Consider the following 15829-nt stretch of genomic DNA (forward strand, 5'->3'; position numbering starts at 1 on the left):
GCGAGAGGGAGGGAAGGGCGCATGTGGAAGGTTATCGTCGCCGATGATGAAAAATGGGTCCGCAAGGGCCTGATTCAGTCGATCCCGTGGGAGCGCTTCGACCTCCAGCTCGTCGGCGAGGCCGGAGACGGACAGGAGGCTTACGCGCTGGTCATGGCCGAGCGGCCGGACCTGCTGTTTCTGGATATGCGGATGCCGGGGCTGGACGGCAAGCAGCTGCTCCGCATGCTGCACCAGGAGCTCCCCGAGCTGCTGATCGTTGTGGTGAGCGGTTATTCGGACTTCGAATATACGAAGGAAGCAATCCGGCACAACGCATTCGAATACGTCCTGAAGCCGGTGAAAAAGGAAGAGCTGGCCGCTGTGCTGGAGAAGGCGGCGGAGGAGCTGGAGCGACGGGCGGCAGCCCGGCGCCGGGAGGAGACTGTGCGGCAGGAGGACTGGCTCCAGCGCGCGGTCTATTCGGCCGATGGCGAAGGGGCCGCTGCCGGCGGCGAGAGAGGCGCCGCAGACAGAGGCAGCGCCGAGCCGTCCTGGCCGCTGGATTGGCTGCAGCGCGAGGAGCTGCTGCTGCTTGTCGGCCGGCCGGACGTGTTCGGCGACAGCATGGAGCCGCAGCGGCTGCTGCGGGCTGTACAGGAGCAGCTCGGCCGCAGCGAGCCTTTTCTGTTCGGGGGCGGCTGGACGTATGCGCTGACCGGCGCGCCCGACGCTTCGCGTGAGCTGGCGCTGGCCATCAGCGTCAGCCGCTTCCGCCCGGAGGATGCGGACAAGCTGAATCAGACGCTCCAGAGCGCATGCAAGCAGGCGGACAGCGGAACGTACAGCTTCGGGCTTAGCCGCCGGAAGCGGTCGGACGGGCGGCTGGCGGTGATGATGCAGGAGGCGCGGTCGGCGCTTGGCGCGCGGAAGCTTGGCGAGTCAGGCCGTCTGCTGCCTGCCGACCGCGAGAAGCCCGCTGCGCCGGACTACCCGCAGGAGCTGGAAAACGCGTTTTTGCTCGCCTTGCAGGTGGGCAACGAGGCGGCGGCGTGGAAGGCGTTCGACCGTCTGTTTGCGGCGGTGAGTGCGGACACGATGACGGTCGAGCATTTGCGGCGCAGCGCTTGTCTGCTGATTCATTCGATGGATAAGCAGCTGCGAGCCAAGCAGACGCAGCTTCAAGACATTTGCGGCAGCGGCTCGACCACGTACACGGCACTGATTGAAAAGCGCCAGGACGCGGCGGCAGTGAAGCGGCTGCTGGCCGAGGAGCTTATTCCGCGAGTGCTGGCATTTTACGGCCGCTCCTGCGAGAAGCAGGGAGAGAAGCTGGTGCGCGAAATACGCCAGCTGATCGAAACCCAGTATGCGCAGCCGCTGTCGCTGCCGCAAATTGCGGCCAGCCATTTCATGAACACGGATTACTTGAGCCGCCTGTTTAAAAAAACGACCGGGCAAAATTTCGTCGATTACATGACCGACTACCGGATTCAGAAAGCAAAGGAATGGCTCAAGCTGCCGGGCTATAAAAACTATGAGGTCGCGCAGATGGTCGGCTATGAGGATTACCGGTATTTCAGCCAAATTTTTAAAAAGCGGACGGGCATGACGATCGGCGAATACCGCAGCGCGGCCGGGGTGGCAGAACATTAACATGAAGGAGCGAATGACATGACGAGCGAAGCAGTCAACCAGGAAGGGAAACGTCTGATTCCGGATACACTGATGCTGGAGGAGCGCGCGGGACATGCGATTAATGCGATGATCGGCATGGCGGACCGCGACCACGGCTTTATTCCGTTTTTTAATGCGGATCTGATGCATAAGCCTGCGTTTATGACCCACGGCGATTGGGATTATGGCTCGTCGCACGGCCGGATGATCGACGGGCTGATTTTGGCGCGGCATATGTCGGGCGAGACGTATGGGGAAGAGGTTGAGGAGCAGTACCGGCAAAATCTGCTGTCCTTTTTCAAGGAAGACGGGATGAGCTACCGGCAGATCAATCCGGCACGGGACTGGGAGCCGAATGCGAACCTGATCGACCAGCGGGCCGTTATTTTGTCGCTGACGACCTGGTATATGGAATCGCGCGACGCCAAGGTGAAGGAGGCGGCCGACCGCCATGTGGCGGCATTGAAGCGGATCGCGGTCAAGGAGCGGGATGTGTGGTATTATCCGGCGTCGGAATACAAGGAGACGGGCTGGCCGTCCGCCAATGGCATCCAACTGCGGCTTGCGCCCGATCCGGCTGCTTTCTGCGGCCGTCTGGTCATGCCGCTGCTCAAATACCATGAGCTGACGGGCAATCAGGATGCATTGGAGCTGTGCCAGTTTTTCACCGCCTTGATTATCGAGCGCAGCGGCGTTTTTAACGCCGACGGCAGCTTCAATGACGCGCTCGCTTACCGCAGCGGCCACTTCCATACGAGACTCGGCACGCTGGATGCGATTGCCCGGTTCGGCATGTTTACCGGAGACGCGGCGATGATTGCGTGGGTGAAAAAAAGCTATGATTGGGCGCTGACCCAGTGCACGGCCTTCGGCTGGACGCCGGGCGATCTGCATGAGCAGGCATATGAACATGAAACATGCTCGCTTGTCGACTTGATTGCAACGGGCATCACGCTGGCGAAAAGCGGCTATGTGGAATATTGGGGCGTCGTGGAACGGTTCCTGCGCAACCATTTGACCGAATCGCAGCTGTTGGATCTGGATTGGGTCGAGGAGACGGATGACAAGTCCAACGACATTCCGTACGAAAAATCGTTCCATCGCGTCGGCTCCCGTACGCGGGGCGCATTTGCCGGGTATTCGGCGCCGAATGATTTTATTTGCGATGTCAATGAAGGACGGGGCCATACGAGCGACCTGCAGCTATGCTGCCTTGGCTCGGGGACACGCGGCTTGTTTATGGGCTGGAGCAATACGATTACGGAGCAGAACGGAACGGTCAGCATTAACTTCTTGCTGAATCGCGGCTCCCGCTGGCTTGATGTGAGCAGCTATTTGCCGCATGAGGGCAAGGTGGTCATTCAGGTGCGCGAGGATGTGCAGCGGCTGCAGGTCCGTATTCCGGAATGGGCGGGCTTTACCAAAATCCGCTTTGTCCGCGAACTGAACGGCGAGGTGACGGAAGGCAAGGGCGGCGAGCCGAGCCGCTGGCTGCACAAGCATTTCCTGCAGCTTGGCGCGGCTTCGGCGGGCGAGCAAATTACGGTCACGTTCCCGCTCAGCTTCCGCAAGACGCTGGAGCGTGCCGTCGGCCAAACGTTTGAAACGGAATGGCGTGGCGACGATGTAGTCAACATCACGCCGAAGGGGACGAAAAAGCCGCTGTACAGCGACCGCCAGGTGTTCGATACTGCGCCGATGCGGGAGGGCGATTATCGCAGGCTGGAGCAGGAGTTTGTGTGGTAGCTTCCGCAGGCGCTGCCGGGTGTAGTCTTGTTGGCGGTTTGCTGCTGGCTGTTGGTTGTTGGATGTTGCTGTTGCCGGGCGATTGGTCCTGCTGTAGGGAAGCAAAACTGTAAGCCGGGAAGAAATCGGTTAGGGGTGTCCACTGTGTACGGACATTTGCAGAGGTTTTGTTTTTCATAGAGTGGACACTTCAGAACTGTAATGATAGGCAGCATCGGTGAGCGTAATATCTATATCTAGTGTTTTGGGCGTGTTTTGGACTAGATATGGACGGTGCAGCTAGCAGAAGAGAAGGAGTAGGTATGTCCACCTTTTAAAGGACATGTGTCTATTGGAGGAGGACATTTTATTGGCTAGCAGAGCCTACAGATAAGCAGAAGCTGCAGATAAGACGAACCTACAGATAAGCAAAGCTTACTGATAAGCCATAATCTGCGGATAAGCAGAGCAGCCAGCAGCAAGCTGCCGGAATTTGGGCGGTGATCGCGGTGCGGTTCGGCGTGATGGCCCGCCCGGAAATTGGGGAGTTTCTGGAGCGGGCTGCCTGCTTACTCAGACGAAATAAAGGAGGCGGACGAATGAGAACGATTGTGGCCATTTATACCGGGCAAGGCTTGGCAGATCCATTAAAAGCGGTTGTGCAGGAGCTGCTGCCGGATTGTCGGCTGGTGAATCTGATTGATGACAGTCTGATCGGCGATGTGATGCGAGCCGGGGAAATTACGCCGGGCGTCGCGCGTCGTCTGATGCAATATTTCCACCATGCGGAGGAAATCGGTGCGGACGTTATTCTGAATACATGCTCATCCGTCGGCGAAATTGCCGATGACGCGCGGCGGTTTATCGGCGTGCCGATTGTTAAAATCGACGACGCGATGACTGCGGCTGCAGCAGCCGGATATGAACGGATCGCCGTGCTTGCGACGCTTAGCTCGACGCTGGACCCGACAATCCGATTGATTCGCAAGCAAGCTGAGCGGGTCGGGCGCGAGGTGAGTATCATTAATGGTTTGGCCGAAGGGGCGTTTGAAGCGCTGGTCGCTGGCAATCCGGCCGAGCATGACCGTATTTTGCTGGAAACGGCCGAAAGGGTTGCGGGGCAAGCTGATGTGCTTGTGCTGGCGCAAGGCTCAATGGCTCGCATGGAGGCGAAGCTGGCGGAAGCGACCGGCAAGCCGGTGCTCTCCTCGCCGCGACGCGGCGTTGAAGCAGTTAAAGCTGTGTTGGAGAAGCTGGAGCGAGCGAGCGGCGAGGGGGCTGCAGAATGAGCGAGCAGACGCATGCACGGGAGAGCAGAACGGCTGGAGAGCGGGTCGTCGCGTCTTATTTGGTGGAAACGCCGTATACGCTTGAGCAGGCGGCTGCCTGCATCGCCGGTGAGCAGTCAACGGGGACGTTTACGGCTGTGCCTGGCGAAACCGATGAATTAAAGCAGCGTTACGGCGCGGTGGTTGAGCGGATCGAAGCGCTGGAGGAAGGCTCCGCGCCTTCCTTGCCGGGAGCGAAGGTGCCGGCCGGGCATGACGGCAAATATCGCCGGGGCATCGTTCAGGTGTCGTTTCCGCTGCACAATTTCGGGCCGTCGATTCCGAATCTGCTTTCGGCGGTGGCCGGTAATTTATATGAGCTGCAGGAGCTTTCGGGCTTGCGGCTGCTCGATCTGGAGCTGCCTGCCGCGTTTGCAGACCGCTATCGCGGACCGAAGTTTGGGATTGCCGGGACCCGGCAGCTGACGGGGGTGACCGGCAGGCCGATTCTGGGGACGATCGTCAAGCCGAGCATCGGTCTGACGCCGGAGCAGCTGTCCGCGCTGGTCGGAAAGCTGGCGCTGGCGGGCATGGATTTTATTAAGGATGACGAGTTGAACGGCAACCCGCCGTTTGCTCCGCTGGAGGCCAAGGTTCAGGCAGTCATGCAGGCGGTCGAGCGGGCGGCTGACCAGACCGGGCGGAAGCTGATGTATGCGTTTAACATTACGGGTGACATGGAGGAGCTGCGCCGCAATCATGACGCAGTTGTGCAAGCGGGCGGCACTTGTGTGATGGTTAGCGTGATGAGCATCGGGCTGAGCGGACTGGCGTATTTGAATTCGTTTAGCGAGGTGCCGATTCACGTTCACCGCAATCAGTGGGGCATGCTGACGCGCAGCCCGCTGCTGGGCATGGAATTTACCGCATTTCAGAAGCTATGCCGTCTTGCGGGAGCCGACCATTTGCATGTGAATGGACTAAACAGCAAGTTTTATGAAAGCAACGAATCGGTGATCCGTTCGATGAAGGCTTGCACGGCTCCGCTGCTGGGCGGATATGAGACGATGCCGGTTGTTTCCTCCATGCAGTGGGCCGGTACGGCGCCTGCTACGTATGAAGCGGTGCGTTCGGTCGATGTAATGCACCTCGCAGGCGGCGGGATGCTGGCGCATCCGGATGGGCCGGCGGCCGGGTTCGTCAGCATGCAGCAGGGCTGGCAGGCGGCGGTGCAAGGCATTTCGCTGGATGAATATGCAGCCGCGCACCCGGAGCTGCGACGTGCGATCGACAAGTATGGGGCAAGCTGAGCAGACGGACTTGCAGATGGCGGAAAGATAAGGCGCGGAGGTGTGAACATACGGTGAGAAACGGGTTAACGGTCTGTCAGGGCAGCGGCGAGCAGCAAGTAGGTGAAGTGAAGGCGTGTGTGGATGATCGGGCTCAGGCCGGGGAGCATGTGGAGCGGGAAACGCCGTATGGTTTACAGGCGATGCCGGGGGAAGCGGCAGGGTATACAGGTCAGGAAGAATGTGGTGAGCAAGAGGGGCGTGTGAGAGAGGAAGGGCGTGTTGACGATAGGCGGCGTGTTGAACGGGGAGCGTATTCCGTACAGGCGGGGCTTACTGGCAATGGAGCGAATGCCGATCGAAATGGGGCCGCCGACCCGGATAAAGGTATGAGGCAGGCGGAGTATGCCGGACACGAGGGACAGTTGGGCGCGGGCACGGGCACGGACGCGCAGCCTGTGTCGGCGGACACACAGCTCGTAACTTTATCTGCACCTGGCAAGCAGCGGCTGCTGTGCTACTACGGCGACGATTTTACCGGATCGACGGATGTGCTGGAGGCTTTGTTTCAAGCAGGGCTGCCAGCCGTGCTTTTTCTTGAGCCGCCGACAGCAGAGCTGCTGAACGGACGTTTTCGGGATATTCCCTGCTTTGGCGTAGCGGGCATCAGCCGCTCTTTGTCACCGCAACGAATGGAAGAGGAGCTGCGTCCGATTTTCCATATGCTAAAGTCGGCCGGGGCGTCTGTTGTCCACTACAAGGTGTGCTCCACCTTCGATTCTTCACCTGGGATTGGAAGCATCGGTCAAGCGATGGAGCTGGGGCGCGAGCTGTTTGCCGAAAGCCCATATATTCCCTTACTGGCTGGCGTTCCGTATTTGCGCAGATATACGGTATTTGGAAATCATTTTGCGGCTGCGGACGGGCAAATCTACCGTTTGGACCGTCATCCGACGATGTCGCGTCATCCGGTTACGCCGATGAAGGAGGCGGATTTGCGGCTTCATTTGGCTGATCAGACCGATATGAGCATCGCATTGCTGGATCTTGTAGCGCAGGAGGGACCATTTGCGGAAGTGCGGGATCGCTTGCATAAGCTGACTGCTGCGGAGCAGCCTGGGGCGGTGCTGTTTGATGTGCTGGATGAGCGGAGATTGGAGACGGCGGGGCGTTTGATCTGGGAAGCCGCGTCTGCTCAGGCTGACAGCTTGTTTGTTGTTGGTTCATCCGGCGTGGAATACGCGCTGGCCGCTTGCTGGAGGCAGGCAGGCTTGCTGCCTGACGCAAACGAGCCGCAGCCGGCGGCGGTTCCGACCGAGCGGCTGCTGGTTGTATCCGGCAGCTGCTCGCCGATGACCGCGCTGCAAATTCGCCGCGCCGCCGAGTCCGGCTTTGCGGCGCTGCGCATTCCGGCTGAAAAGCTGGTTCAGCCGGAGCTGGCGTCCGCAGCGCTTGCCGAGCTGCGGGCGGAAGCATTGACGCTGCTGACCGAAGGCCGCAGCGTCGTGTTGTATTCGGCGTCGGGCCCTGCCGACGCCAGCATTGCCAGGCTCCGCGCAGCGCTGGCGGAGCAGGGGCTGCAGGCCGAGGACAGCAGCCGGCTGCTCGGCCAAATGCTTGGGGCGCTGACCCGCGAACTGGTCGCGGAAGCCAGGCTGACGCGCGTGCTGATCGCCGGAGGAGATACCTCCGGTTACATGACGCGCGAGCTGGGCATTTATGCGCTCGCCTGCAAGGCGGCGCTTGACCCGGGCTGTCCGCTCGTGACAGCCTATTCGACGGACGCCCGCATTGACGGGCTGGAGATTGTGTTAAAGGGCGGACAGGTGGGCGGCGAGCGGTTTTTCGAGAAAGTATGGCGCGGGCAATTGCCGAATTAAACGGCGTGCGCGCTGTATTTGCGAGCGAGGCCGTGGCCCGTTTGCGGTTTAGGCCTATAGCAGCTTAAATCCGCTCACGATACCGCGAACCTCCTCTTTGTCCGCCGGGGGAAGGACAACGACCGTCAGCGAGCCGCTGGGCACCTCGGTGTGCCCGGCATCGCGAATAGCCAAATAGCCTGCGTCGCTTAGGCGCGTTAAATCAGCTTCGGCGGCCTGCAGCACGATTTTTTTCTGACCGGCATTAAGCCAGGCCTGAAACGTCGCATGCGAGGCTTGGTCATTAAGCAGCACATGCAAAGTCATCGTTGTGGCCGCATGAGCGACTTGGGCCGCTATTTTGCCAGGCGACATCGTTAGCTCGCTGTTGACCACGTAGTATTGCACAAGATCGCGGAGAGGTGCGTTCATCGAATTTAACCACCTTTTTCGGAGAGAAACACCGGGGTTCCTCTGCTTGGATTGGGTGTCGGGGCAAGCTGTGCGGGTTACTGCTTTCATCTTACACGAACGGACGGTAAATGAACAAGCCGCGTGCAGGGAGGCGAAGTTCGTTCGCAGGCAGGTTGCATTCCGGCGTTCTTGTCCGTTTTCAAGCCGTCCCGGTCTGAGTGCGGGAGTGGCGCATGGCAGGTCGGATTTGCAGGATTCATTCAAGCAAAAGGCAAGCAATTGAAGAGCCCGAAAGCATCGGAACGAGGAGGTTCGCTGTCCAATCGACAGAGCGTGCCTCCTTTTTGCTGTCCGGAAATGGAAGAGCGCCTTGCATTGAAAAAAACTTTTTCCACGAAGTGGGATGGCTGTTATAATGGAGGGGATTTGCACGACGGGGGAATGGCCGCCGGATGGGGCGTCACGAAGATGGAGCTTCAAACTTTAATTCGTAAAATAGTGGGGGTTTTGACATGGCGTATGAAGTGCACATTACTAGACTGGATGAAAGTAATCCGCTGCAATTAGATGAGTGGCTGAACTACATAAAAAGTGACGCAGAATTAACGTATACGCAATCTGTCGAGCTGACTTTGCTGAACAGAAAGACCATTTCCACAGTTGCGGACGGCATGGTTATTTGGGAAGCTGAATACGAAGGCGAAGCCTTGCCGTCACATTCAGATATCGGAAGGGTCGAATTTCGGCCACATACATAGATGAGTTTCAGCTAACGAAAATGCGACAAATAGCGGCGCAACTGGCGGCTGTTGTGATCGGGGATGAAGATGCTGAACTGGAAGAACGCCAAGTCGAGCATGTAAAAACATATAGGATTGCAAAATGCTATTCTTTCGATGTGATCTCGGACATCGGTAGCGGCATCCATTACGAGAAGCGCGGACTTTTGCAATGAATGGACTTGATCATTCAAGGCAAGCTTGACCGTGTTGTCGTTCTCTACAAAGATCGTTTGCTACGATTCGGATTTGAACTTCTGGAGAACTTAGCCAAAAGATTCGATGTCACGATTGAAGTCATTGATCATATAGAGAAAACCGACGAACAAGTGCTCGTTGAAAATTTGATTCAGATGGTGACTGTGTGTAGTTATCGCTTGCAAGGCAAACGCGCAAACCAAGCTAAAAAGATGATGAAGGAGTTGATGGCTGGTGATCTTGGCGACGAAAGTTAGGATCAAGCCTACACCAGATCAGGAACGGCAGCTCTGGAAGTCGGCGGGGATTGCGCGTTGGGCCTACAATTGGACATTGGCACGACAAGAAGAAAATCATAGAACAGGCGGAAAGTTTATGTCGGACGGCGTGCTTCGCAAGGAACTCACCAAGCTCAAACAATCCGATGAGCTGAAATGGTTGTTCGACGTATCGAACAACGTCACCAAACAGGCCATTAAGGATGCCTGTGATGCGTACAAGAAGCTTTTTAAGGGGTTGGCAGCCAGACCACGTTTCAAAAGCAGGAAAAAGTCAAAACCAGCGTTCTACAACGATACGGAGAAACTGAAAGTGAAAGGTGATACGGTTCGGATTGAAAAAGTCGGATGGGTGAAGACCACAGAACGTTTGCCGATCTCAGCCAAGTACACGAACCCCCGGATCAGCTTTGACGGAAAGTATTGGTACATGTCTGTGGGAGTTGATCAGGAACCATCCGTAGACAACCTGACGGATGAGAAAATTGGAATTGACGTTGGGATTAAGGAATTGGCTGTGTTGTCCACTGGGAATCGAGTGAAGAACATCAACAAGACAACGACAGTTAAGAAAGCCGAGAAGCGATTGCGTAGGTTGCAACGCCGTGTTTCTCGTAAATACGAAATGAACAAGGAGGGAAACCGATTTGTCAAAACACGCAACATTGTGAAGCTTGAACAATCCATTCGTTTGCTGCATCGGAGACTAACGAACCTGCGAACCAACCACCTTCATCAGGAAACAAGCGCGATCGCGAAAACCAAGCCGAGCGCCGTTGTCATGGAAACGCTGAATGTCAAAGGCATGATGAAAAACGCACACTTGTCCAAAGCGATTGCCCAGCAGAAGCTTGGCGAGTTCAAACGCCAGATACAATACAAATGCGAGAAATATGGCATACGCTTTGTTGAAGCTGATCGGTGGTTTCCATCATCGAAGCTTTGCTCAAACTGCGGACAGATCAAGTCAGACCTGAAGCTTTCAGACCGTACCTATGCGTGTGAATGTGGATTGAGTATGGACCGCGATCTAAACGCGGCTATCAACCTTTCAAAATTAGCGTAACGGCACAACCAAGCAAACGCTAATGTGTAGGATTCGTTGCATCCGAATTTACGCCTGCGGAGTGTTACACCAAATGCGAGTAGCTTCGGCAAAAGCAGACACGACGAAACAGGAAGCAAACAACAGATTGTGTAGAGTTTTACGATCTTTTGGCAACGGATATATGGCACTGACACATGAGCTTGTCTTAATTGCTGAAGAGGAACTCGGTCTAACAGATGATCTATTTACGCTNTGTAGAGTTTTACGATCTTTTGGCAACGGATATATGGCACTGACACATGAGCTTGTCTTAATTGCTGAAGAGGAACTCGGTCTAACAGATGATCTATTTACGCTTCGGGAGAAAGCGCCTCAACGTCATATTGTGGTTCTAAACGATGATTGGATACAGTACATCCAAGATTCATTGCAATGGATTAAAACGTATGATCCTGTGCGAAACAGCTACCGGCAAGGCTTTAATTATTACGGTATTTCTTATGTCGATCAGCAAGGTATTACTGATTACCTGGCTATTTTTAAGGCGTGGCAGTTGCTTTTTCAGTGTGCTCCAGAGCTGCTCAGGCTGACGGGGAATTATGTTACCGAAGAAACGGATGGTCAGGAGCAGGGAAGCTATGAGGCTTTATTTATTAATAAAATAGAAATCGTAGAAGTGCTGACCCAATTAATAAGACTTGGTGAAAAAGTAAAGCAGGGCGACTACACCCTTGTTTATTTTGGAATATAAAGCTTTTATTGAGCTTGGATTCTCCAGGTGCGGAGCATGAAAGGAGCTACAATGCCGAACAGTCAAACTGAAGAAATGTCCGCCAGGCCAATTGGGGGCTGGCTGCTGTTTGCAGCCATGAGCGTAGGGTGGATTATGTATTTCTTGAAATCAAGCAGAGTGAAGGAAACGTTTATTAATTAGTGCTGATCATGACGCAACAGTTTGACTTTCTCCGCTCCCTTACATTAATTTCCTGTAAATTTGTCGAAATTTGTTGAAACTGCTACAAAAGTCCCCTACTATAGAGGTAGCCATATTACCTTGGAGAAAGCGGGAACTTTTATGACGAATAAAAAGCGGCTTTGGAAAAAATCCCTTACTTTACGGAGCAAGCTGGTCTGGGCTTTCGTGGTGATCTTGTTGCTGCCCAGCCTGAGTATAGGGGCAATTTCCTATGATACTGCCCGCGCCAAGGTGCAGGAGGAAATGTTTGCAAGTGCGTCAGGCAAGCTGGCGGTGCTGAATGAAACGATCAATCAGATGATTGGCGCTACCGAAAAAAATGTGGATTTCTTGGCAGACCAGCTGCCAGCCGGCAATATCGGTCCTGTCCAGGGTAATGAGGACCCGTTCGTGCGGACGGTGCTGGATGCGTACAAACAAAAACACGGCGATGTTGAGCTGGCTTCGGTCGGCACCGATCAAGGCGTATATATCAACGCGCCGAAAAGTGCGGTAAATCCCGCAGGCTATGATCCGCGCAAGCGGCCCTGGTACATAAGCGCTTCGGAAAACAAAGGGAAGCCGACGATTATCTCGCCGTACATTTCCAGCAACACCGGCAATGTGGTTGTTTCGGTCGCCCAGACGACCAAGGACGGGCATGGTGTTGTTTCGGTCAGTTTGTCGCTCAAGGCGTTGAGCGATTTGGTGAATTCCACGAAGATCGGGACGAAGGGCTATGTGTACGTGCTGGATAAATCCAATAAATTTATCGTGCATCCCCAGGAAAAAGCAGGCAGTGAAGCAACAGCTTCGCCTTATCCGGACATTTTCAAGCAAAAGCAAGGCAGTCTCGCCTATACGTCTGCGGATGGCAGCAAGCAGCATGCTTTTATGACGACGAATGAAAAAACAGGCTGGGTGCTGGCAGGGGTGATTGACGATAGTGAGGTGAGTGCGGCAGTCCAGCCGATCTGGTACAAGACGCTGATTGTCATCGCGATTGCTTTTGCGGTCAGCGCGCTGATCATTACTTATATGATCCGCTCCATTACACGGCCGCTGAAGCAATTGGTGGCGGCTTCCGAGGAAATCAGTCATGGCAACCTGACGCTGGAGCTTGCGAACATCAGCAATGACGAGTTTGGCCAGCTCAGCAGCAGCTTTAACCGGATGACCCAGGCGCTGCATGCCGTCATCGGAGATGTCAACCGCACAGCGATGCAGCTTGCGGAGTCGTCTGAGCAGCTGTCAACCAACGCCAGCGAAACGTCCAAGGCGTCCGAGCAGGTCGCGCTGATCACCGAGGAATCGGCATCCGGAATTGATAAGCAGGCGCTCAGCTTGCAGCATACCGCCCAGCAAATTAAGGAGCTGTCCGATGGCGTTCATCTGATTACAACGAGCACCCAGCAAGTATCCTCGGCTGCTCAGCAAGCGACCGGGCTTGCACGTACCGGTACCGCTAAAATTCAAAGCGCCGTTACCGATATGATGGACGTAAGCGATTATGTTCAAAATTTTGCGGGAACGGCACAGCGTCTCGGCGATCATTCCGTCGCTATCGGCCAATTTGTATCGACGATTACGGGGCTCGCGACGCAAACGAATTTGCTTGCACTAAACGCTGCCATTGAAGCGGCCCGTGCCGGCGAGCATGGACGCGGCTTCGCGATCGTCGCCAGCGAGGTTCGCAAGCTTGCCGAGCAGTCTGGGGATTCCGCGCAGCACATTGCGGAGCTGGTGCAAGCGATCCGGCGGGAAATCGACGCGGTCATCGTCAGCGTGAACAGCGGCGTAGCGAAGATGGACAACGGCATTCGCTCCGTGCAAACAGCGGATGAAGCTTTCCTGAGCATCAACACTGCGATTGATGACCTGACTGCTCAGGTAGAAGGGATCGCGTCCGCTTCGGAACAAATGTCTGCCAGCACCGTCGAGGTTGTGCAGGCCATTCAGTTCATTAGCGAAGTGTCCGAGCGAAACGCTGCAGGAACAGAAAGCATTTCCGCTTCAACGGAGGAGCAGGTCGCGTCCATGGAAGAAATCGCTTCGTCGGCGGAAGCGCTGGCGCATTTGGCCCAAAACCTGCAAGCGCTGGTTGTGCGCTTTAAAGTTTGAGCGCGCCGTCGGCAGCTTGGGCCTTGTATAGGCGGTCGAGGAGTCTGCTTGGGAGGGGGGAGCATCCATTCGAAAAATACAGCTTGTCCTGGCTATTGTTGTATGCTCCGTCCTGGTCCTGGTAAGCGGGTGTTCAACGAGATCGCCTGTACGTACACTGGCTTCCGAAGCTTATAAAAATGACATCATGCAGCTATCAAAAGCGGTGGACAAAGTAACCGTCACTTTTATGCGGCCGAATGTGTACTGTCACGTGACGATGTCTGGAGAGCCGGACGATGAGGTTATCGCGCAGCTTCTGGAGAGAACGAAACAGTTTGTAACGGTGGACCATATGAATGAAATTGCAGATAGCCTGAAATGGGGCCTGGAAATATCCGAAGTATACTTGTCCGTAACGACTGAAGCGGGCGAAGAGCGGCGTTATGAATATTTTTCCAAATACTTCAAAACCTTTGATGCCAGCAATACAGCCGAAGAACATATAGAAGCCTACAAAACCTGGTATCGAAAAGAATAGCTGACCAGATAAGCCTTGGAGGGAATGGTTGTAACCTAGCTGCCCTATAGTCATCCAACTTTTGTATAAATTTGAACAGGAAGGAGATACAGCCGCGATTATTTTACAGGGTATATTCTCTGTTGAAGAAACGCGGCTGTCGAACGAATTATGATAGCTCCCTACACCATGCCTGTCATTACAGAGCGCTATGAAGAACTTCCACAGTGGATGGAAGCGGATGTTGCGCGAAGAGAATATGTGATTTTAAACGCGGACAGTACGACGGAGGATGTTGAACTGTTCCTGATTCTATTGTTCGGGTATAACCAAATAAACGTGAAGCAATCCTTTGAAGAATCCTGTTACGAGCTGTTGTCGCAAGAAGCAGTCGTCATTTCGGGCGGCATTGCTTTTTTCGATGCGGATGGCCGGGTGATTTTACCTAGCTGCTGCTGCGGAGCTTGGAACAAAATAAACGTGATCTGGAGCAGTTTATTCGCGAACCATTATTCCGCTGGATAAACGGTCGAAATCCGAAGCTGGGGAAGCAGCTGACTGAACAATTGATGAGGTGGCTTCATCCCTTGAATGGCTCCTGTATAAATTTTCATATATAATAACGAGCGTACGGGTAACGTTTCGATTCGAAATCCGGGATGAGAGCATTCATAAGGAGGCTGCACATGAAATACAGACGAGTTGGTGGAAGCGGTATCAAAGTAAGTGAAATTGGTTTGGGAAGCTGGCTTACTTATGGAACGGCCGCCGAGCAGGAGATTGCGCAAGCTTGTGTCAGTCAGGCTTTTGAATCTGGCATTAATTTCTTCGATACAGCGAATGCCTATAACCGCGGTCAAGGAGAGCAGGCGCTTGGCGCAGCGCTCAAGCCGTATGCCCGGCCAAGCTATGTGCTGTCAACGAAGGTGTTTTTCCCGATGGGCGAGGGGCCAAATGACCGCGGATTGTCCAGGAAGCATATTGTCGAGCAATGTGAAGCCAGCTTGAAGCGGCTGGGGACGGATTATATCGACCTGTATTTCTGCCATCGCTTCGACAGCGAAACGCCGCTGGAGGAGACGCTGCGGGCGCTGGATGATCTGGTCAGCCAAGGCAAGGTGCTGTATGCGGCTGTGAGCGAATGGAGCGCAGCGCAGCAGGCGGAGGCAATCGGGATCAGCCGCAGGCTGAATTTGCGTCCGCTGATTTCGAATCAGCCGATCTATAATATGTTCGAGCGCTATATCGAGCAGGAGATTTTGCCACTGGGCGACCGGGAGGGAATTGGGCAAATTGTATTTTCCCCGCTGGCGCAAGGCGTGCTGACCGGGAAATACAAGCGTGGCGAGCAGCCTCCGCAGAACAGCCGGGCGGCCAATGCGGAGACAAACAAGGTCATCAACAGTTACTTCCGTGACGATGTGCTGCAGTGCGTGAAGGAGCTGGAGAAGCTCGCCGGACAAGCCGGGCTGACGGTATCCCAGCTGGCGCTTGCATGGATTTTGCGGCATCCGGGCGTCAGCTCTGCGCTGATCGGGGCGACACGTCCTTCGCAAATTCAAGAAAATGTGCAGGCCGCAGGCGTAACGCTTGCTCCTGATTTGCTGGAGGCGATTGAGGACGTGCTGCGTCCGGTAAAGGATTTCGCGCCGCTGCGCTAATCGCCGGAAAGCCGTCCATAAATAACAGGGAAGCTTCCGGCTCCGCTAAGCGGCGAGCGGAAGCTTCTTTAAGTTGAGC

12 protein-coding genes and 1 pseudogene are annotated in these 15829 nt (G+C 55.1%); 12 read left to right on the forward strand and 1 reads right to left on the reverse strand.

What is annotated here, in order from left to right; translation table 11 throughout:
• Positions 1 to 21: 21 nt before the first annotated feature.
• The 5 genes from AC6ROY_RS02720 to AC6ROY_RS02740 all read left to right on the forward strand — a co-directional run bounded on the left by AC6ROY_RS02720 (position 22) and on the right by AC6ROY_RS02740 (position 7818).
• On the forward strand, positions 22 to 1635 hold the full coding sequence (locus AC6ROY_RS02720) for a response regulator transcription factor (protein WP_500098434.1): 1614 nt from the start codon (positions 22 to 24) through the stop codon (positions 1633 to 1635).
• Positions 1636 to 1653: 18 nt separating this feature from the next.
• Positions 1654 to 3402: a hypothetical protein gene (locus AC6ROY_RS02725; protein ID WP_500098435.1), complete on the forward strand. Its 1749-nt coding sequence runs from the start codon at positions 1654 to 1656 to the stop codon at positions 3400 to 3402.
• Positions 3403 to 3980: 578 nt separating this feature from the next.
• Complete coding sequence (locus AC6ROY_RS02730) at positions 3981 to 4670, forward strand: aspartate/glutamate racemase family protein (protein ID WP_500098436.1); 690 nt, start codon at positions 3981 to 3983, stop codon at positions 4668 to 4670.
• A complete protein-coding gene (locus AC6ROY_RS02735) occupies positions 4667 to 5959 on the forward strand; it encodes a ribulose-bisphosphate carboxylase large subunit family protein (protein WP_500098437.1) in 1293 nt (430 codons plus the stop codon). Before AC6ROY_RS02730 ends, AC6ROY_RS02735 begins: the two co-directional genes overlap by 4 nt.
• A 53-nt stretch (positions 5960 to 6012) precedes the next feature.
• Positions 6013 to 7818 carry a four-carbon acid sugar kinase family protein gene (locus AC6ROY_RS02740; RefSeq protein ID WP_500098438.1) on the forward strand — a complete coding sequence of 602 codons (1806 nt, stop codon included), beginning with the start codon at positions 6013 to 6015 and terminating at the stop codon, positions 7816 to 7818.
• A gap of 54 nt (positions 7819 to 7872) precedes the next feature.
• On the opposite strand, the gene AC6ROY_RS02745 is transcribed toward AC6ROY_RS02740, so the two are convergent.
• The gene (locus AC6ROY_RS02745; RefSeq protein ID WP_500098440.1) at positions 7873 to 8229 is read right to left on the reverse strand and encodes an aminoacyl-tRNA hydrolase; all 357 of its coding nucleotides are present in this window, start codon (positions 8227 to 8229) and stop codon (positions 7873 to 7875) included.
• A gap of 494 nt (positions 8230 to 8723) precedes the next feature.
• Between AC6ROY_RS02745 and AC6ROY_RS02750 the strand changes: the two genes are divergently transcribed.
• The 7 genes and pseudogenes from AC6ROY_RS02750 to AC6ROY_RS02780 all read left to right on the forward strand — a co-directional run bounded on the left by AC6ROY_RS02750 (position 8724) and on the right by AC6ROY_RS02780 (position 15750).
• Entirely contained in the window at positions 8724 to 8969 is a 246-nt protein-coding gene (locus AC6ROY_RS02750) for a hypothetical protein (protein WP_500098442.1), read from the forward strand.
• An 83-nt stretch (positions 8970 to 9052) separates the two neighbouring features.
• Positions 9053 to 9445: pseudogene (locus AC6ROY_RS02755) on the forward strand (IS607 family transposase); the annotation flags it as partial.
• On the forward strand, positions 9423 to 10532 hold the full coding sequence (locus tag AC6ROY_RS02760; RefSeq protein WP_500098444.1) for an RNA-guided endonuclease InsQ/TnpB family protein: 1110 nt from the start codon (positions 9423 to 9425) through the stop codon (positions 10530 to 10532). The pseudogene AC6ROY_RS02755 and the gene AC6ROY_RS02760, both read left to right, overlap by 23 nt.
• 1057 nt (positions 10533 to 11589) lie before the next feature.
• Complete coding sequence (locus AC6ROY_RS02765; protein ID WP_500098445.1) at positions 11590 to 13590, forward strand: methyl-accepting chemotaxis protein; 2001 nt, start codon at positions 11590 to 11592, stop codon at positions 13588 to 13590.
• A 187-nt stretch (positions 13591 to 13777) separates the two neighbouring features.
• Entirely contained in the window at positions 13778 to 14110 is a 333-nt protein-coding gene (locus AC6ROY_RS02770; RefSeq protein WP_500098446.1) for a hypothetical protein, read from the forward strand.
• Positions 14111 to 14320: 210 nt separating this feature from the next.
• Entirely contained in the window at positions 14321 to 14614 is a 294-nt protein-coding gene (locus tag AC6ROY_RS02775; RefSeq protein WP_500098448.1) for a hypothetical protein, read from the forward strand.
• 161 nt (positions 14615 to 14775) lie between these two features.
• Positions 14776 to 15750 carry an aldo/keto reductase family protein gene (locus tag AC6ROY_RS02780; protein WP_500098450.1) on the forward strand — a complete coding sequence of 325 codons (975 nt, stop codon included), beginning with the start codon at positions 14776 to 14778 and terminating at the stop codon, positions 15748 to 15750.
• The last annotated feature ends 79 nt before the right edge of the window (positions 15751 to 15829 follow it).

The organism is Paenibacillus sp. sg306046 (assembly GCF_059821225.1).